The following is an 18,921-nucleotide window of genomic DNA, read 5'->3' as shown; positions in this document are numbered from 1 at the left end:
CTCGGCCACTGTAAATAGATCAGTGGCTGGGTATCCGTCCGTCGCGGGCGCCGCAATGAGGAACTTTGTATCCGAAACGACAGTCCCGAAAGGACTGTTCTGAAAGGACTGAAGCCTGTATGGCCAAGCTCATTGCATTTGATGAAGAGGCACGCCGCGGTCTTGAGCGTGGGTTGAATATCCTCGCCGACGCCGTCAAAGTCACTTTGGGGCCGCGCGGTCGCAACGTTGTTCTTGAAAAGAAGTGGGGCGCACCCACAATCACTAACGATGGTGTCTCCATCGCCAAGGAAATTGAACTTGACGATCCCTACGAGAAGATCGGCGCCGAGCTGGTCAAGGAAGTCGCCAAGAAAACTGACGACATCGCAGGAGACGGCACCACCACAGCCACTGTGTTGGCACAGGCACTGGTCAAGGAAGGCCTGCGCAACGTAGCTGCCGGCGCCGACCCGCTGTCCTTGAAGCGCGGCATCGAGAAGGCTGTTGCAGCCGTCATCGAGCAGCTACTCGCCTCCGCCAAGGAAATTGAGACGAAGGAGCAGATTGCTGCCACCGCGTCCATCTCCGCTGGGGATCCCGAGATCGGCGCACTCATCGCCGAAGCTCTGGACAAGGTTGGCAAGGAAGGTGTTATCACCGTTGAGGAGTCCAACACCTTCGGTCTGGAGCTTGAGCTCACCGAGGGTATGCGCTTTGACAAGGGGTACATCTCCGCTTACTTCGTCACCGACACCGAACGCCAGGAAACGGTTCTTGAAGACCCGTACATCCTGATCGTTAACTCCAAGATCTCCAACGTCAAGGACCTCGTTGCCGTTCTGGAGAAGGTCATGGCTTCAAACAAGCCGTTGCTGATCATTGCCGAAGATATTGAAGGCGAAGCACTTGCCACGTTGATCGTGAACAAGATCCGCGGTCTGTTCAAGTCTGTTGCCGTCAAGGCTCCGGGCTTCGGTGACCGCCGCAAGGCCCAGCTGGCAGACATTGCCGTTCTCACCGGTGGCCAGGTCATCGCTGAAGAAGTTGGCCTGAAGCTGGAAAATACCACTCTGGATCTCTTGGGCAAGGCTCGTAAGGTTGTTGTAACCAAGGATGAGACCACCATTGTTGATGGAGCCGGCGACGCCGAAGCCATCGCCGGTCGTGTGGCTCAGATCCGTGCCGAGATCGAAAACTCCGATTCCGACTACGACCGCGAGAAGCTGCAGGAACGCCTGGCCAAACTGGCCGGTGGAGTTGCAGTCATCAAAGCCGGAGCCGCAACTGAAGTTGAGCTCAAGGAACGCAAGCACCGTATTGAAGATGCAGTGCGCAACGCCAAGGCAGCTGTTGAAGAAGGCATTGTCCCCGGCGGTGGCGTTGCTCTCATCCAGGCTGGCGTGACGGCATTCGAGGGTCTTAACCTGACGGGCGACGAAGCAACCGGAGCTAACATTGTTCGCGTTGCCATCGACGCTCCGTTGAAGCAGATTGCTTTCAACGCAGGCTTCGAGCCCGGCGTTGTTGTTGACAAGGTTCGCAGCTTGCCTGTTGGACACGGTCTAAACGCTGCAACAGGTGAGTATGAAGACCTGCTTGCTGCCGGCGTCAACGACCCGGTAAAGGTAACCCGCTCTGCACTGCAGAACGCGGCTTCCATTGCTGGCCTGTTCCTGACCACCGAAGCTGTTGTAGCCGACAAGCCTGAAAAGGCTGCCCCGGCTGGCGGCGGCGGAGACGACATGGGCGGTATGGGCGGCTTCTAGTCTCCCAGCTTGTTCCTCAGTTCTACGCGAAAGGCGCCTTTGCACTTGGCAAGGGCGCCTTTTGCATGCCCGCAGTATCGTGTGCGTTGAGATCCGAAATTGTGGCTAATCATTGCTGTTCCTGAGCCTGTGTATATAATCGTTTTCAGGCTTGGATTACGGAGAATACATGGGAAAAATGAAGGGCAACCGGTTGAACACAGCTGTAAATACCGGCAGTTTCGTTACCGGGCGTCAGCAATTAAAAGTTCAACGCCAGATTGCTTACAACACGGGCATTCAGGCCCAGCTTGCTCATGCACAATTGCAACAAATGCAAGTGCAGCAACAGCTGCAACTTCAAGCAGTCCTAGACGCTGAATTTGCTCGCCTATGCGAGTGGGCAGACCAAGAAGTCGCTGCCGGTCGTCGCACTCAGGAAAATGCGAAGGCTTACGTTGAAACCTTGTGGTTGAATAAAATTATTCCGCCACCGACTAAAGATCGTCTGCTCGTTGGTACCGCAGTGGCACTGCTTCGCAGAGCTGTTTCCTCGGCGGATACTGCTGCAGGCTGGTACGTAGAGATGTCAGGGATGACTGCGCGCTACTGGGATGGGCAAAGCTGGACCATGCAGGTTCAAAGTCGCACTGCCGCCCAACTGCAGGTGAAAGCAGAAGCCTTAGAACTAAAAAAACGTATAGCTGCCGAAAAATCTATCCAGAGTGATTCAAAACGTGCAATACGAACAGATTCACTGGAGGAACAATTGGTCCAGAGTAGGTCTGCTGCGGCCCCGGGTTGGTATCCAATGTCTGGCGAACGAATTCTTCGGTATTTTGATGGCAGTGTTTGGACTGATCATACAAGGCCGCTCGAAGCTCCAGATTCTTAGCCGAAGACAAGCGGGCCATGATGGTTGGAATTGAACCGATTGTGAATCCGGTGAAGTTCCTCTTTTATTTTGGGTCACGATTGTGGCCCCGTCTTTTCTTTCTCAACAAGTCTTAAATTCTGGGGGAACGAATTTTGGCTGATCAGCACACCTGTTGCATGAGGCAACAATCATTCTGGTGTCGGTGAATGTCAGTGGAGTCTGAAAGTATGGACTTATGACAATTGTTGCTGCTGCCGATGGTTCGGCGTTAGGGAATCCCGGTCCCGCTGGCTGGGCTTGGTACGTTGATGAGAACTGCTGGCGGGCAGGTGGCTGGCCGCACGGCACCAACAACATGGGTGAGCTCATGGCAGTGCTAGACCTCTTCATCTCCACAGCGCACTTGCCGGAGGAGCCGCTGCACATTCTCTGTGACAGCCAGTACGTCATCAATAGCGTCACGAAGTGGATGCCCGGTTGGAAGCGTAAAGGTTGGCGCAAGTCTGACGGTAAACCAGTGTTGAACGTTGAGATCCTTAAAGAGATCGACGCCGTAATCAAAGGCCGTAAATTCACTTTTGAATGGGTCAAGGGCCATGCCGGCCACGAGCTCAATGAGGCCGCAGATGACCGGGCACGTGCGGCTGCCACTGCTTACCAGGCCAAGCGGGCCCCGGAGCAGGGCCCGGGCTACCCGGGTTCGGCACAGACCACTTCCGAACAAGCCAGCTCGGCTTCAGCCAACGGCAGTGCCGAGGCAGGCAAGAGTGCTGGCAGCTTCTCCCATGCTTCAAAGAACCCTGACTCCGTTGTCCCCGCCCAGGGCAGGCTGCTGCTGGACGAACTTGAACAGCCCGACCTGTTTTCCATGTTGGACGACGAGGCCGATCCGGCCTTTACCGCTCGCGCTGAGGATGGCTTAGAAACGGTCGTGGAACTTGAGCGTGAGCTTCTGGACCCGGCTGTTCGTGCAGATCCACTGCGTACGGGGGAACTTTTGCATCCAGATTTTGAAGAAATTGGTGTCTCAGGGCGGCGCTGGTCCCGGCAGGAGATCCTGGATATGCTCCAGGATGAGGAAGCTACCAGCACAGACCTGGAAGTCCTTTCGTTGGTCAAGATTGATACCGTAACGGCTCTTCTGAGCTACCGCAGCGTTGCGCAGGTTGAGAAGAGCTCGCAGCCTAGATCTTCGATACGGAGTTCTCTGTGGCAGCGAGACAGCGGAGCGTGGCGTCTGCGCCACCACCAGGGCACTGCCGAGGTTTAGGACAGGAGCTGGTTAGCTCTACTTTTTCTGTGAGGGCGGTGCCGTTCGGCGCGGGCAACGCTACCGTGCGGTGAACATTCGTGTGTTGGCATCTTCTGCCTGGGCGTATTGTGTGGCCGCCATGGATAAGGCGCTGTTGATACTCTCCAGCGACGCTTCAACCCTGAGCTCAGTGGCATGCCACTCCTGCATGAGTGCGTGAAAGTTTGTGGCCGCCGTCCCTGTCCACGTGGACTGTAAATCCAAGAGGTTGCGCTTCATGGCGTCCACCTCAAGGCGGATCCTATCCACGGATCCTTTAACGGCCGTGCTCTTCAGCGCCAAGTCGTCGCTGTTAACGTTGAACTGTGCCATGAGTGGAACCTTGTCTGTGAAGTGAAAATCGTTTGAATTCATTGACAAGTTCCAGCCTAGGAGCAGTATTCTGCCACGGAAAGCCACGCCGGTGCTTCAGTGGACGAGCGGGCCGCCAGGGTGCACTGTGGAGGAATTAATCAGAATCAGAATCAGCACCAGATGCGTCATCGCTGCCGTGTTCTTCTGCGTTCATCGGGGCAAAGGGCAGTTCGATGGCCAGAGTGGCGCCTCCGCCAGGTGTTTGTTCAAGGCGAACGGTGCCTTTATGCGATGCCACAATAGCTGAGACAATGGCCAGGCCCAGACCGCTGCCGCCGGTGTTGCGATCACGGGAAGAGTCCGCACGATAAAAACGCTCAAAGACCCGTGGGGCTTCTTCTTCGGAAATACCGGGGCCATGATCACGAATCTTAATTACAGAAGAGGGTCCGGTATCCGCAGCCTTGGTGCCAACCATAATTTCGATCGGCGTCCCCTCAGGTGTGTGGCGCAACGCGTTGCCCATGAGGTTGGTGACTACCTGACGCAATTTTGCTTCGTCTCCGATACTGGGCGCAGGGGTGCCCGGACCGCCGTCGAGCCCTACGACGGCGAAGGACCGCTCCTGAGCTGACGCGCGCGCATCAAGCACTGCATCGTGGCCAATGATCAGCAGGTCTACGGGTTTGAGTTGCAGCGGGCGCTGCTCGTCGATGCGTGCAAGCACCAGCAGGTCCTCAACGAGTTCGCCCATACGTTTGGCCTCACTCTCGATCCGCCCCATCGCGGTGCCAACGTCGTCTGGAGTTTGCAGGGCACCGTGCCGGTAGAGCTCGGAAAAACCTCGAATGGTAACCAACGGGGTGCGGAGCTCATGCGAGGCATCCGCCACAAATCGACGCATCTTCGTTTCGGAGGCTGTCCGCGCTGCAAACGCGTGCTCAATATGGGCCAACATGGTGTTCAGGGATCCTGACAGGCGGCCTACTTCAGTGTTTGGATTCTCAATGTCCACACGGCGAGAGAGGTCACCGGCAGCAATTGCCGCAGCAGTTTTCTCCACCCTTGCCAAAGGCCTAAAGGATCTTGTCACCGTCCAATACGCGATCATAGTGCCCAACGTGATGGTCAAAATAGCCACTCCGGCAATCACCACGGCGAGCCGTTCCAACGTGCTGTTGAGGGTTTCGTAGGGCAGGCCTACCACCACATAACCGAGATACTCTGGCCGCGTATCGGTGATTTCGGAAGGACCGTAGTTGAACTTTTGGGGCGCCACAATGGTGATGCGCCAGGGTGCGCCGCCATCACTGCTGGGTACTGTGAACGGTTTCCCGTTCAACTCCTTGGCTTGTGCCACTGTAAAAGGCGGGTAGACAGGCTTGTCCTTACCGGAACGGTTTTGGTCAGCTAGGGACCCGTCGGCAAAGTGGAAGCCCACATAGTAGTCAAAGCTGAATGGTGTTTGCCCGGTGTTTTGGGAATCCACCGTGCCATGGCCAATGATCGACTTTTGAAACGTTGTCAGCTGCGTGTCCATCTGGTCTTCCAGGAAGGAGTGCAGCAAGAGGAACGTTGTTGCCCCCAGCGCCAACAAGGACACACTCAACAAGGCACTGATGATGGCCACCAGTTGTGAGCGCAGGGAGGCGTTCTTCCACAACGTAATCAATGTCTTGGCGCTGCGCTAGCGCTTGTCGGCCGTTCGCAGCACGTAGCCCACGCCGCGCTTGGTTTGGATGAGAGCAGGAAGTTCAGCATCGGTATCGATCTTGCGGCGCAGGTAGGAGATGTAAGACTCCACGATGGAGGCGTCGCCATTGAAATCGTATTCCCAGACGTGGTCAAGGATTTGGGCTTTGGAAAGCACCCGGTTGGGGTTGAGCATGAGGTAGCGCAGAAGTTTGAACTCGGTGGGGGAGAGCTCCACCGTCTTCCCTGCCCGGCGCACCTCGTGTGCGTCGTCGTCGAGCTCCAAATCGGCAACACGGAGAACGGCGTCGTCATCTTCCATGGGTTGAGTACGGCGCAGCACTGCGCGGATGCGAGCCACCACCTCATCCAGGCTGAACGGCTTGGTGACGTAATCATCGCCACCCACTGTCAGGCCCGTGACCTTGTCCTCAGTGTCATCGCGGGCAGTGAGGAACAGGACAGGAAAATGCCGGCCAGCAGCACGCAGTCTGCGGGTCACAGTAAAACCGTCCATGTCCGGGAGCATCACATCCAGCACAGCAAGGTCGGGGTTGTGTTCTTCGGCTGCGGCGAGGGCTTCGCGGCCGTTGGCGGCCGCAATGACCTCAAACCCTGCGAATCGCAGGGACGTTGAGAGCAGTTCACGAATATTGGGCTCGTCATCAACTACGAGCAACTTGGCTTCAGGTCCGATCTTTTTCACCATTTCAGTCTCCGACCATTGGCTGGGAATACGCTGAAGATTCCGTGGGTAGATACTGTCAGCATACGCCCAGCGACTTCTCAGGCGCTAATAAGGGAGCATAAAAATTTCTCGATGTTGATCAGCGGAGGCAAATTTCGGTAGCACGAGCTTTTTCAAAAAAGCGGTATCACCGGTGGTCAGTGCCCAGTCAAGCAACTCTTGACGCATGGATTCAAGCACTGGTTCATGGTCCCGCTCAACGGCCAGGTTTCGCTGTTCGCCGGGGTCTATGTCCAGATTATGCAGCTGCTCCCGATTCCTACCCCAGCTGTACACAACATATTTCCAATTTCGCAGAATAAGTGCCCGCCCGGTGGTTCCTGCGCCGGGAAGCGCAGCCCCATCGCTAAATGAGGTTTGCACCACCACCGGAGCGGTTGTGGCTTCCAGCACAGAGGGTACGGCGAGTCCCCCCGGAGCTGGAATCCCCGCCACCTGGCACAGGGTCGGCAGGAGCCCCAGAACCGCCGGGACGGGTGCGTCGATCACCGCAGCGCGCTGCCCCGGAACATGCACCATGAACGGCACCTTGATGCATTCTTGGTATAGCGCGGTCTTTTGATTCCAGGCATGAGAGGCATCGCCGTCGCCGTGATCGCTAATTAGTACGACGGCGGTGCTTGCCAAATCGATCCGCTCCAGCAGTTGCCCCATGCGTTGGTCAACGCGCTCCACAAGTGCCGCGTATGCATGGCGGTAACCTCGCCATTCATCGGGGCTAAAACCGTTGGTGCCATAGACGCGTGCGGCTGCCACTTGCTCCATGGATAGTGCCTCCGGAGAATAAGGCGCAGGAGGAAAATTTGCAGGCAGGGCAGGGGCGTCCGCCACGGGGACAGGGGGTATGTTTCCGTACGGCATCGGCTGGGAGCGGGCGTATTCACAGATCGTGTGGGGGTCATCGAAGGAAGCGACCAAGAAGAAGGGACGGGTATCTTTCCTGCCGTCCAGCCAGGTACTGCAGGCCTGCACCAAGCCCTCGTCACCGAAGGGGTGGATGGGGGTGAAACCGTCAGCCTCCGTGGCACTGGCTTGGAGGGCGTGCCATTTTCCTGCATATGCGCAGTCATACCCGGCCGCTGTGAACCAGTGCCCCAACGAGTTTGTTCCATGTCCGGGTTCCTCGGTGGGCTCCGCGCCCGCAGGGGATGCCTTCGCATTGGAAATGACCCCCAGCTGGTGCGGATACCGGCCGGTGACCATGGCGCTGCGAGCCGGCACGCATAAAGGAAAGGGCGTGTACGCCTGCGTAAAAGTTGTCGATGACGTGGCCAGCCGGTCAAGGTGAGGAGTGCGGAAGTGCTCATCCGTGGAGCGGACCCGTGTCAAAGCATGAGCTGCAAATTCATCCGCCATGATCAGTAAGATATTCATGCGCTAGCCACCAAATCCCGCAGAGCTGGTGCTCCGGTCCATTGCTGATCGGCTGCAGAAAGTGCTTCCTCCAACGCCGCAGCATGACTGCGCACCAACACCGGGTCTGAGATGTTGTCAAGCTCGAACGGATCGTCCACCAGATTGTATAGGGCAGTGGTGAGGCCACGTTCGGGATGAAAGCCCGCAATGAACTTTGTGGTGCGGGTCCTGAGGCCGCGAAGGTCCTCGTCTTCGGCATTTCGTGGATAGTAGAAGTACAGTGCCGCTTCCCCGTCATCCGGGGCTAGACCCGCTCCTGTGCACAGCAGGGGTGCTAGGTTGCGGCCGTGCATCTGGGCTGGAATGCTGTGGGCAACGCCAAGCAGCCCCAAAAGAGTAGGGGCAATATCCACGCTGGAAAGTACCGTGGTGGCGGCGGCTTTCGCGGAGAACTCTTCGGGGCCGCGCATCATAAAGGGGATGCGCATGGACTCTTCGTAGGGCACATTTTTATACAGCAGGCTGTGGCTGCCCATCTGTTGCCCATGATCGGAGGTAAAAATGACAAGGGTATTCCGGGCCAGATCCAGTTCCTCAAGAGCCTGAAGCAACCGCCCCACTTGGACGTCAATGGCACTGACGGCTGCGTAATATAGCGCGGCTATGCCTGCCGCTTCCCGGCCAATGTCAGAATCCAGATCAACGTTGGGCCGGTTGAGCAGCTCCGAAGCGGGCAGCCCGGCATAGCTGGTGTCATAGCCTTCGGGGAGTTGGTCGAAGGGCTGGTGCGGCGGGTTCCAGGACACGGCGAGGGCAAACGGCGCGCCGCCGGGTGCTGTGCCAAAGCCGCCGGGTGCTGTGCCGGCCCTGCGCAGGAAGTCCAGTGCCACATCCGTTTCATGCGCGGCTGACCAGCCCTGAACGTCCACCCGCTCATGCCGTTCGGCGTGGCCGGTCCAATAATGCGGGGTCAAGTGCTCGTCACAGCAGCCGTAGGAGTACCAAAAATCAAAGCCGTGCCGCCGGTCAAGGGGGGAGTAGGCATCCCAGTAGCGGCCATCTTCCAAGGGCCCGGTGCCGTAAATCGCATCCGCAGGAACAGGTGCCTCCAAGTGCCACTTGCCAATGTATCCGGTGGCGTAGCCGGCATCCCTGAGCACGGCAGCCCATGACGGGGCGTCGGGGCGAAGCCCAACACCCCACGTAGCAGTTTCAGAGTTCACATTGTGTGTGACTCCATTGGTGGCAGGGTATTGCCCGCTCATCATCATGGCCCGGTGCGGGCTGCACACCGGGTAGCTGCTAACAGCGTGGGCCAGGGATACGCCGTCGGACGCCAAGGCATCCAAAAAGGGGGTGGAAACCGCATCGCCGCCCGGCTCCAGGCACATGGCCCGGAACTGGTCAGCGATCACGAACAGCAGATTTGGTTGTTCTATCATTGGGGTTCTACTTGCCCATCCCCAAGGTCAGGCCCTCCGTCAGGCGACGGCCCAGCCAGATGTAGATGGCCAGCATGGGCAGGATCACGATGCATAGGCCCGCAAACAGTCCGCCCCAGTCTGCACCGGAGTAGGTCTGCTGCTGAACGAACGAGATCAAGGCTACTGGCAGAGTGTACTTTTCGGTGCTCTGGAGCAGGGTCAGCGCCAGCAGGGTTTCATTCCAGCTCCCCACCACCAGCAGCACAAAGGCGGTGAGGATGCCACCTTTTGCCAGGGGCAGGGTGACCTGGATAAAGGTGCGCAGGGCGGACGCGCCGTCCAGTGCAGCCGCTTCCTCCATTTCAAGGGGGAGACTGCGGAAGAAGGCCGTCAACAAAAAAACCGTGAACGGCAACGACAAACCGATGTAAACCAAGTTCAAGCCGATCAGGCTGTTGGTCAGGTGCACCTTGTCCAACATGACAAAGAGCGGAATTAAGATGACCTGGGCTGGGATTCCCAGTCCAAGAATGAAGTACAAGCTCAGGCCATCGGTGAGACGGTTCTCCACCCGGCTGAGGTAGTAGGCGGCAGGTGCGGCCACGGCCACGCACACGAACGAGGACACCGCCGTGGTCAAAACACTGTTAAGCGTGGCCAACGCGAAACCGCTGACATTCCAGGCCGTGGCGAAGTTATCGAAGTTGAACGACGTTGGCAGACCCCATGGGCTTTCCAAGATTGCATGGGTGTCGCGGAAGGCCTGCAGCACTGTCCAGACGAGCATGGCGATGAATAACACCACCACAGCCCACAGAATAAACACACCGAGGCTGCGGACCCAGTTGTGATCGGCCTGCAGGGCGGGACTGACGCCGCCACGGTTTCTTTTGCGAGGAATTGGCGGTGGAGCGGCTTTCTCGGATGGAGACGAGGTAAGGGTTGTCATGAGGATTCCTTAGAACTCAATGGCGTCACGGCGCATGGCACGGCGCAGGAGCACCACCAGTACGGTAACCAAGGCCAAAGAAATGATGGCTGATGCTGTGGCGGCACCATAGGCCGGGGTGGACATGCCGGAGAACGCTGTGACGTAGGTGTACACGGCCACGGACCAGGTTTGGGTGGGTGGCAGGCCTGCGCCGCTGCTGCCGCCAAAGACCCAGATGATTTCAAAGATCTTGACGGAGGAGATTGTCCACAGCACGGCACAAGTGCCGAAAACGTCCCAGGTCAGCGGCAGAATGACGTACCGGAGGCGCTGGAGCGCTGTTGCGCCGGCAAGAGCGCAGTCCTCATAGAAGTAAGGCGGGATCCTGTCTACTCCGGCCATGATGATGGTGGTGAAGTAGCCTGTGGTGGTCAGGACCATGGTGGCCATGATTAACGGAAAAATATTGTCCTGGGCAAGCCAAGCCGGCGGTTCCGTGACACCCAAAGGCTTGAGCAGGCTGTTGACCATGCCACCTGGGTTGAAGATGAAACCGGCCAGGATGCCAAAGACAAGAGCATTGATCAGGTGGGGGAAAAAGATGACGTTGCGAGCTATTTTCTTTGCAGCCATGTCCCGAAGAACCAGCGTCATGGCAAAGGCCAGGATGAAGATTGCCGCACCCACCACGAACAAAAGGAGCAGCGTGTTTCCGAAGGACTTCAAGAACAACGGGTCTTGGAAGACTTTAACGTAGTTCTTGAAACCCACGAAGGTCATGGGACCAGAACCGGCCCATTCGTTAAGACTGATCCAGAGTGCCGCTATCGTGGGAACGATGAACAAGACGGTGTAGAAGAGGAAAGCCGGTCCGACGAACGGTACCAGAAGCTTGCGGCGCTGGCGTTCAATGCTGCTTCCGCCCCGGCCCTGCCCCGGCTTGAGAGCCGGAGCAGGGTTGCGACGGGTGCGCTTGAGAGTCGAGGCAGACATTAGCCCTGCGCCTTCCAGTAAGCGATGGTCTCCGACTTCATTTTGGAGACAAACTCGCCTGCATCAATCTTGCCCAGGAACAACTGATCATCGGTCGGGTTAAAGTTCTTCTCCAAGTAGCCCGGAGCGGTGACACCATCGTTGCCCAGGTAGATCTCCTTGGCGCCGTCAATGTTCTTCTTAAGCGCGGCAAGCTCCGGTGAAATAGCGGCATCTGCGCGAACGGGAAGGACCTTGGCTACTGTGCCCATAGCGTCCTGGTTCTTCTTGTTCATCAGGAACGCAGCCAACTCCTGGGCGGCGGCAGGATTCTTTGCCTTCTTGGGAATGGCGAAGCCGGTGAAGTCCGTGCGTGCCATGCTGGGCTGGCCGGCTACGGCCGGGTACGGAAAGGATTCATACTTGAATCCGGGTGAGGCGTACGTGCCAGTCTCCGTGGGGATCCAGGAGCCGTTGAAGAGCAGATCTGCCCCGCCGGTGGCCCAAGCCTGCTGCTGAGCAGGCCACTTGCTGGCGTTGTAGCCATTGATCAGGTAACCGTTGTCCACGAGCTGCTGCACCGTTTTGGCTGCGGCCAGTACTGCGGGGGAGTCCCAGCCGGCGCCCGACTTATCAGTGACAATCTTGTTGAACGCACCGGGGCCCTCGCTGTGGACCAGTGCGCTGACAAACCAGTAGGCGCTGTAGCCGGCAATGTCACCGTCTGCAGCAATGGGTGTCTGCCCGGCGGCCTTTTGCTTGTCAAGGAGACTTATGAAGTCCTCCCAAGAGGCCGGGGGGTTCGTCACCAGGTCCGGGTTCTTCTCGGCGTCGAACCAGATGCCGTCCGAAGTGAGGCTGTAGGGCACCATCCACGGTTCGCCGTCTTTGCCCTTGATGTTGCTCACGGCGGCGAACTTGGTCGGAATGAGCTCGGAGAGCTTCTTGCCGTCGATCTCGGTGTTATAGGCATCCGTCATGGGCAGCGCCTGGCCGGTGCTGCCCAGGGCGATATCAAGGTTGGCGTTGGAGCCGTCAATGATGTCCGGGACGTTATTGGTGTTCAGTGCAGGAATGATCTTTTTCGTGTTGGTGCGGCCCTGCCACTGCACGTCAACCTTGTTGCCGGTCTCCTTTTCGAAATCGGCGATGGCGCTTGCGAGTACTTTTTGCTGTGCCTCGCCAACCTTCCACATGGACCAGTACGTCACTGTACCGTTGTCCTTTGCTCCGGCGTCGCTGCCGCCACCTCCGCAGGCCGTCAGGGCCATTGATGCGCCAGCCAGCACGGCCAACGTTTGTACAATTCTGGATTTAGTACTCATAGAAGACACCTCGTGAAGTTGTTGTGCCGTAGATCACGACTCAGTGACATGACTCAAACAGTCAGCAAAGATAGGAATCAAGGTGTACTTGAAAACTAATTTGAAATTTGTGAACCGCCTCGAAGTTAGGTAGACCGTAAAGTTGGCGGAATATTGGACTTAAGCGACAGTTTTAAGGTTCAATATTGCTAATTACACCTTTATTCATTACTTATACATCTGTCATGCTCATCACAAGTGGGGTCGAAGCGTGCCCGCCACCACATGATGAGTAGACAGTGAGGAGAAGTGCACCGTGACTAGACGGACAAAATCCGGGACCGTGCGTGACACTGACTCCCGTGAACTGAAGTTTCAGGCACTGGCCGATGAGCTCCGTCGCGGTATTTTGGCCGGCACATGGGCGGCAGGAGCCAAGTTGCCCACCGAAGCCCAGCTTGCTGCCGAGACTTCTTTGTCCTTGACAACTGTCAGGCGTGCTTTCGATGAACTTGTGCAGGAAGGAATTGTTGTTCGCCGCCAGGGTGCGGGAAGTTTCGTCTCGGAACGTCCACTGGCGCGCCGCCGAACTCGGCTGCGCGTGGGGGTTCTGCTGCCGGACACTCAACTGTATTATCCGCGCGTACTCAAAGGTATCGAAGAAACACTCTCTGCCCACGATGTTTCACTGCAACTCTCAACCTACAATTACGAACCGGAACGAGAAAACGCAAGTATTGACTTCCTCATCGATTCTGGTGTTGACGGACTGATTCTTGTGCCTACTCTGAGCGGGATCGGAGATCCGCAGCAGCGGGTTCGTGAACTGGCTGCACTGAATGTGCCAGTGGTTCTTTTGGAGCGCAGCCTGATGGATCTGGGGCCGGGGGACAGGACCGAGCACGTGTGCTCGGATCACCAAGGTGGAGCGTACGACGCCGTCCGTCACCTTGTCGATTTAGGTCACCGCAGGGTGGGGTTGCTGACACGCAGCCATACTCCCACTGAACCGGCCATTGTGGCCGGCTACGAACGCTGTGCCAAGGATCTGGGTTTTGCCCCGTTGGTGCTTCCGGCACCGAGGGAGGAGTGGGAAGCTGGCGAAGCTGAACACATGCTGGGCCAACTTCGCGCCGCTGGGATCACAGCTGCCCTGGTTTTCGGTGATAGGGAAGCAACATTTTTGGAAGCTGCAGCACGCCGAGCCGGAATTAACATACCCGAAGAGCTGGCCCTTGTCTCCTACGATGACGAATTAGCGGACCTTGCCGAGGTCCCCTTGACTGCTGTGGCACCTGCCAAGCACAGGATGGGAAAAATGGCTGCGGAGATCCTACTTCGCCGTCTGGTGGAGGGTGATGACTGCCCTATCCACCAAGTCCGGCTGCGTCCGCGGCTGGTTATTAGAGAATCTTGCGGTGCCAAGAGGCAATCCGCGCAGCACGAAGAGGAATGAGTGTAAATGCGATTGGGAATTGTTGGCGCAGGCGCCGTAGCTGGCCTCCACGCACATGGCGCATCGGTCCTTGACGGCGTTGAGCTAAGCGCTGTTTGTGATTTACAAGAGGATGTTGCCGCCGCCGTTGCTCAACAGTGGGGCGCTGCCGTCTTCACGGACTACAACACGATGCTAGCTGCCGGAGTGGTGGATGCGGTTGTTATCAATACCCCGCACAGTCTGCACAAGGATATGGTTCTGGCGGCAGCCGCACACGGTGTTCATGTGCTCGTAGAGAAGCCTATGGCAACGACCCTTGCCGACTGCGTCGTTATGGAAAATGCTTGTGCCAGTGCCAACGTAGTCATGGTGATTGGCATGATCCAGCACTTTATGTCGGAGAAGATGGCGACTCAGAAAGCACTGAAGAGCGGGAAGCTGGGACGGGTATTGATGATCCATGACTACCGCAGTACCGACTACCGTCCCGGCACACGCCCAGAGTGGTTCTTTGACAAGGCTGTTTCAGGAGGTGGAGCACTGATCAACATTGGTGCTCACTGTTTGGATCGCAGTCTTTGGATAGGAGGGGCCCCAGCGGTAAAAATAACTGCCACCACGCTCAGCCGATTTGGCGCCGCTGTTGAAACCGACGGTGCCATGGAACTGCGACTGGCCAATGGCGTTCAGTTGCGCGTCACGATCGTTTCTGACACACCCCGACACATTGATGAGATGCTAGTTGTGGGCGAGTTTGGCACCATCACAGTTGATCCACGGCATGGAACGTTCATGGAAATTAACGGCGTGCGGAGTACTTTGCACACCACGAGCGCGGATGACATCCAAAACGCTTTCACCGCACAGTTGGCCGATTTCGTTGCCGCTGTGGGCGGAGCGGAACCCAGTGTGAGCATTGAACACGCCAAACATGTGGTGGAACTGGTACTTGCCGCCTACGACTCCGCAAGCACTGGTGCGCCGGCGGTGTTGGCGTCTACCCTGGCATCAGCGTGATGAACTGGCCCAGCCCCGACTGGGCACAAGCTCCTTTTACAGGTTTGAGCCGGGCTCACTGGGAGGCGGCAGCCGATGAACAAATCGCTGCGGCCAAGAGATATTCCTCTCCTCGTGGCGCTCAAGTGCATTTCCCCAGTGTGTATGAACAGAGCCCGGATGAGCTTCTGGAAGGCTTTGCAAGAACATTTTTGTTGGCGGCGCTTCGTCTCTCCGGTGCTGCCGGCGATGGCGGTCAAGCGGCAGAAGTAATGGCACAGCTGGCGCAGTGGTATGCCCAAGCCCTCGATGCAGGCACTGATCCATCTTCAGATGAACGCTGGCCAAAACTGACAGCTCATTCGCAAACCACTGTGGAGGCAACAGCCGTGGCGCTGGGTCTGCACCTGAGCCGGAAATGGATTTGGGCTGTGGTGCCGCAAAGAGTGCGGGATAACACTGCCGCATGGCTGGGGGATTCGGCTCAATCCTTCGGAGCCGACAACAACCACGTCATGTTCCCCGCAACGATCCAAGCTTTTCTGGGTTCTGCAGGCTACGCGTATGACGGTGCCGGAATCGAAGCCGCGCTGGCCAGGATAGAGGATTGGTATGTGGGCGACGGCTGGTACTCAGATGGTGAGGGTCGCCGGTTCGACCACTACAACGCCTGGACCTTCCATGTGTACCCCTTCTTCATCCTCGATTTGTTGGGGGAGGATGCAGCCACCGGACGCAGGAAGGTCTACCGGGACCGACTGGGACAGTTTGTGCATGGCTACAGCCATCTCTTTGGTGCAAATGGGGCACCACTGATTCAAGGCCGCTCCTTGCTTTATCGCTGGGGTGTTGCCGCCCCCTTCTGGATGGCGATGCGGGAAGGAATCACGGTGGTTTCCCCCGGTCAAACCCGCCGAATTGCCTCGGGGGTGCTGAAATACTTTCTCGACGGCGGGGCTGCTCCGGATGGCGTACTTACTCTGGGTTGGCATGAAACCAACAGCAGTATTTTGCAGTCCTACAACGCACCGGGTTCCCCGCAGTGGGCCGCCAAGGGCTTTTTGGGATTGCTGCTGCCCGCTGATCATCCGGTTTGGACTGAACAAGAACAGCCTTTGCCTGTTGAGCAAGGGGACTACACACTACCGATGAGCGGACCCGGCTGGCTGGCTGTTGGCACCGCTGCTACAGGAACTGTGCGGGTGCTTAACGCCGGAAGTGACGGACACCCGCAAAAGGATGATCCACTGTACCGACGCTTGGCATTTTCCACCTCAACTGTTCCTTGGCTGGAACCCGGCTCGGGCGAGCGAGATAACGATATTTTCATTAGACACGACGGCTCCAGTAGCAGGCATCGAGGCCTGCACGGAGGCAGTGTCCGCTCCGGTGGCGGATCCAGTACCTTCGCGTTGGATGCTGCCGGCAGGGACGTTTTGGTCCAGAACTCCTTCGCCGTGCTCGACGGCGTGGAAGTCCGGGCAGCCAAGCTCACCGGTGTGGTGGGACTTACACCCGCCCTCTCCGGCTACCTGTGCAGCACCGATGCGGCCCCGGAAACCCTTGTTAATGGTGGAGGGGCCCAGGTCGGCATCAAGCCCGGGGCGCTCTCCAGTGTCCTCCTATTGGAGGCCACTGCGGAGGCGGAGCCCCACGTTGTTCATGGCGAGGGCACCATACTTGGCGCACACTCTGGGTTGCCACTGCTGCAATTCCCGCCGCTGGCCTCCAACGAACTCACGCTGATGGCACTCATTGGCCTGGATGTGACATTGGCCCGTCTGCGCTCAATGGCGTTGGAGCTTCAATGGCAGTGGGCACCGGACGGGGTGCAACTGCGGTTCAGAAACCGCACTGTAGTTTTGCCGTGGCAACGAAAAGCAACTTGGCCGGCCGATTCCATCAACCAAGGCGTTTTCCGTTGGAACCCACCCGAAAATTAGCGTCATCAACAAAAAATAACCAGTATTGGACCTCAGTGAACATCATGAATTTTCCAACCAGCAATGGGACGCGGGATCGGCCAACCGAGGGTAATTTCCTGAACATACCTTCGACGCTCCCCGCAAAATCGACCAAGTCTGCCTTTGCCGCACCAACGGCCGATGAAGGCATCCACGGCCCATCGGTGGTGCGCCAAGGCCCCGAAGACATTGCGCGGCGGCAGCCATGGGCGGAGTCAAAATTTGGTTTCTTTGTGCACTGGGGCATATCCGCCACTCTGGGTGGGCTCTGGGAAGGAAAACACGTTGAAGGGCTGGCCGAATGGATCCAATTCAAGGCCAAAATCCCCCTTTCCGAGTATGCCGAGCTGGCCAAGTCATTCAACCCCACTGAATTCAATGCCCGGGACTGGGTCCGCACGGCCGCGGAAGCTGGGGCGAAGTATTTTGTGTACACAGCCAAACACCATGACGGATTCGCCATGTACCACTCGCAGGTATCCGCCTATAACATCGTTGACGCCACACCGTTTAATCGCGACCCGTTGGCCGAAATAGCCCAAGCCTGTGCCGAGTATGGCGTCATGTTGGGAATCTATTACTCCCAAACCATCGATTGGGAAGACCCGGATGCGGTGGGGCCCAGCTGCAATAGCTGGGACTTCGACACCGATGAGGGAGACTTTCAGCGTTACTGGCGTCGCAAGGCAGCGCCGCAGCTACGCGAAATCCTGAGCAACTATGGCAGCATCGGACTGATGTGGTTTGACATGCCCCGTGGCATCCCTGCCGAATGCGCCCAGGAAGCGTTCAACCTGGTGCGGGAACTGCAACCGGGCGCCGTCATCAACAGCAGACTTGGTGGAGGAGTTGACGCCGATTACAACTCCATGGATGACAATTACTTCAATAACTTCCTGCCTGCGCAGGCGTGGGAGACGGCTGCCACCACCAACGACAGCTGGGGATTCTCCCAGCTGGCATCGGGCTGGAAGCCGGTAGCCAGCCTCTGTGAGACTCTGGCCTACACGGTGAGTCGCGGCGGAAATCTGCTGCTCAACGCCGGGCCCGACGCCAACGGCGCCATTCCAAAGCAGGCCCAGGAGCAGTTCGCGGGCATCGGAACCTGGATGCAGCGAGCGGTTCCGGCCATCCGCGGCGCCGGACCATCGCCCTTTCCCGCCAGCTTTGACTGGGGCCAGGTGACTACCCGCGGATCCTCGATTTATCTGCACGTTACCGATTCTGGAAAAAAGGAACTGTCCGTGAACGGTATTACGGTAGCGCCTGACTCCGTGCGTGATCTTGGTGCAGGCTCCCTGCTGAACTTCTCCCTGAATGAAAGCAGCGGTGCGGGGCCGCTTCTGACTCTGGAACTGGCTGAGCCCACCGATGACCTTCCCCGGACAGTAGAGCTGACTTTCGCCAAGGCCCCGATTATTACTCAGGATATTACGCAGGTCCCAGGATCACCGCTTCGACTTGATATATGGAACGCTGAAACTGGCCCCGATGAATCACTGCGCTGGAACTTCACGATGGCTTCCCCGGGAGAGTACCGTGTGGTGCTCTTGAGCAAGGAAACGTTCGGCAATTTTAGCCCGCAATGGTGGGCTGATGGCTTGACTGGGACGCTGGAAACGGAAACTGACCGCACCCCGTTCACGCTGCACAGGGATGGCGACGAGCTTTACCCGATCCTGCATTATTGGAAGGTGGTTCGCAGCGAGATTGGGCGAATCACCGTGTCCGGGCAGGGACAACAGAACCTGAGCATCAAAGATCTGCCCGTTGTTGACTCGAAATGGGATCCAGCGGGAGTGAACATGATCGGGTTGAGACTTGAGCTCATCACGCCAGCGTAAGAAGGGTTGCCGGGACCCCGAGCGCCCCCCTGCTATAACCCT

General features: G+C 57.7%; 15 protein-coding genes. 7 read left to right on the top strand and 8 right to left on the bottom strand.

All coding sequences use genetic code 11. The features are described 5' to 3' along the window. Window positions 1–119: 119 nt before the first annotated feature. The 3 genes from groL to QMG40_RS09695 all read left to right on the top strand — a co-directional run bounded on the left by groL (window position 120) and on the right by QMG40_RS09695 (window position 3,874). On the top strand, window positions 120–1,748 hold the full coding sequence (groL, locus tag QMG40_RS09705; protein WP_283530829.1) for a chaperonin GroEL: 1,629 nt from the start codon (window positions 120–122) through the stop codon (window positions 1,746–1,748). Between the two features lie 169 nt (window positions 1,749–1,917). After that, window positions 1,918–2,622 (top strand): DUF2510 domain-containing protein, encoded by a 705-nt coding sequence (locus QMG40_RS09700; protein WP_283530828.1) that lies wholly within the window; start codon window positions 1,918–1,920, stop codon window positions 2,620–2,622. 217 nt (window positions 2,623–2,839) lie between these two features. Beyond that, window positions 2,840–3,874, top strand: a complete 1,035-nt coding sequence (locus QMG40_RS09695) for a ribonuclease HI family protein (protein WP_283530827.1) — start codon at window positions 2,840–2,842, stop codon at window positions 3,872–3,874. A gap of 60 nt (window positions 3,875–3,934) precedes the next feature. On the opposite strand, the gene QMG40_RS09690 is transcribed toward QMG40_RS09695, so the two are convergent. The 8 genes from QMG40_RS09690 to QMG40_RS09655 form a co-directional block, all read right to left on the bottom strand. Further along, window positions 3,935–4,228: a WXG100 family type VII secretion target gene (locus QMG40_RS09690; protein ID WP_283530826.1), complete on the bottom strand. Its 294-nt coding sequence runs from the start codon at window positions 4,226–4,228 to the stop codon at window positions 3,935–3,937. 136 nt (window positions 4,229–4,364) lie between these two features. Next, the gene (locus QMG40_RS09685; RefSeq protein ID WP_283530825.1) at window positions 4,365–5,882 is read right to left on the bottom strand and encodes a sensor histidine kinase; all 1,518 of its coding nucleotides are present in this window, start codon (window positions 5,880–5,882) and stop codon (window positions 4,365–4,367) included. A gap of 15 nt (window positions 5,883–5,897) precedes the next feature. Then, complete coding sequence (locus QMG40_RS09680; protein ID WP_283530876.1) at window positions 5,898–6,608, bottom strand: response regulator transcription factor; 711 nt, start codon at window positions 6,606–6,608, stop codon at window positions 5,898–5,900. 87 nt (window positions 6,609–6,695) lie between these two features. Then, window positions 6,696–8,024 (bottom strand): sulfatase family protein, encoded by a 1,329-nt coding sequence (locus QMG40_RS09675; RefSeq protein ID WP_283530824.1) that lies wholly within the window; start codon window positions 8,022–8,024, stop codon window positions 6,696–6,698. Continuing rightward, window positions 8,021–9,448, bottom strand: a complete 1,428-nt coding sequence (locus tag QMG40_RS09670; RefSeq protein WP_283530823.1) for a sulfatase family protein — start codon at window positions 9,446–9,448, stop codon at window positions 8,021–8,023. Before QMG40_RS09670 ends, QMG40_RS09675 begins: the two co-directional genes overlap by 4 nt. Before the next feature lie 7 nt (window positions 9,449–9,455). After that, a complete protein-coding gene (locus tag QMG40_RS09665) occupies window positions 9,456–10,379 on the bottom strand; it encodes a carbohydrate ABC transporter permease (RefSeq protein ID WP_283530822.1) in 924 nt (307 codons plus the stop codon). 9 nt (window positions 10,380–10,388) lie between these two features. Continuing rightward, window positions 10,389–11,354, bottom strand: a complete 966-nt coding sequence (locus QMG40_RS09660; protein ID WP_283530821.1) for a carbohydrate ABC transporter permease — start codon at window positions 11,352–11,354, stop codon at window positions 10,389–10,391. Continuing rightward, a complete protein-coding gene (locus QMG40_RS09655; protein WP_283530820.1) occupies window positions 11,354–12,658 on the bottom strand; it encodes an ABC transporter substrate-binding protein in 1,305 nt (434 codons plus the stop codon). Before QMG40_RS09655 ends, QMG40_RS09660 begins: the two co-directional genes overlap by 1 nt. A gap of 295 nt (window positions 12,659–12,953) precedes the next feature. Between QMG40_RS09655 and QMG40_RS09650 the strand changes: the two genes are divergently transcribed. From QMG40_RS09650 to QMG40_RS09635, 4 genes are read left to right on the top strand one after another with little or no spacing between them, the layout of a single operon-like run. Next, window positions 12,954–14,093, top strand: coding sequence for a GntR family transcriptional regulator (locus QMG40_RS09650; RefSeq protein ID WP_283530819.1), 1,140 nt, complete (start codon window positions 12,954–12,956; stop codon window positions 14,091–14,093). A gap of 6 nt (window positions 14,094–14,099) precedes the next feature. Beyond that, window positions 14,100–15,092 carry a Gfo/Idh/MocA family protein gene (locus tag QMG40_RS09645; RefSeq protein ID WP_283530818.1) on the top strand — a complete coding sequence of 331 codons (993 nt, stop codon included), beginning with the start codon at window positions 14,100–14,102 and terminating at the stop codon, window positions 15,090–15,092. Continuing rightward, a complete protein-coding gene (locus QMG40_RS09640; RefSeq protein ID WP_283530875.1) occupies window positions 15,092–17,014 on the top strand; it encodes a DUF2264 domain-containing protein in 1,923 nt (640 codons plus the stop codon). Before QMG40_RS09645 ends, QMG40_RS09640 begins: the two co-directional genes overlap by 1 nt. A 44-nt stretch (window positions 17,015–17,058) precedes the next feature. After that, window positions 17,059–18,879 (top strand): alpha-L-fucosidase, encoded by a 1,821-nt coding sequence (locus tag QMG40_RS09635; RefSeq protein ID WP_283530817.1) that lies wholly within the window; start codon window positions 17,059–17,061, stop codon window positions 18,877–18,879. Window positions 18,880–18,921 lie beyond the last annotated feature (42 nt).

This window comes from Arthrobacter antibioticus (assembly GCF_030063205.1).
In the GTDB taxonomy this organism is placed as follows: Bacteria; Actinomycetota; Actinomycetes; order Actinomycetales; family Micrococcaceae; genus Specibacter.
Note: the sequence above shows the minus strand (reverse complement) of the source record. Positions and strands in the feature narration are given on the sequence as shown.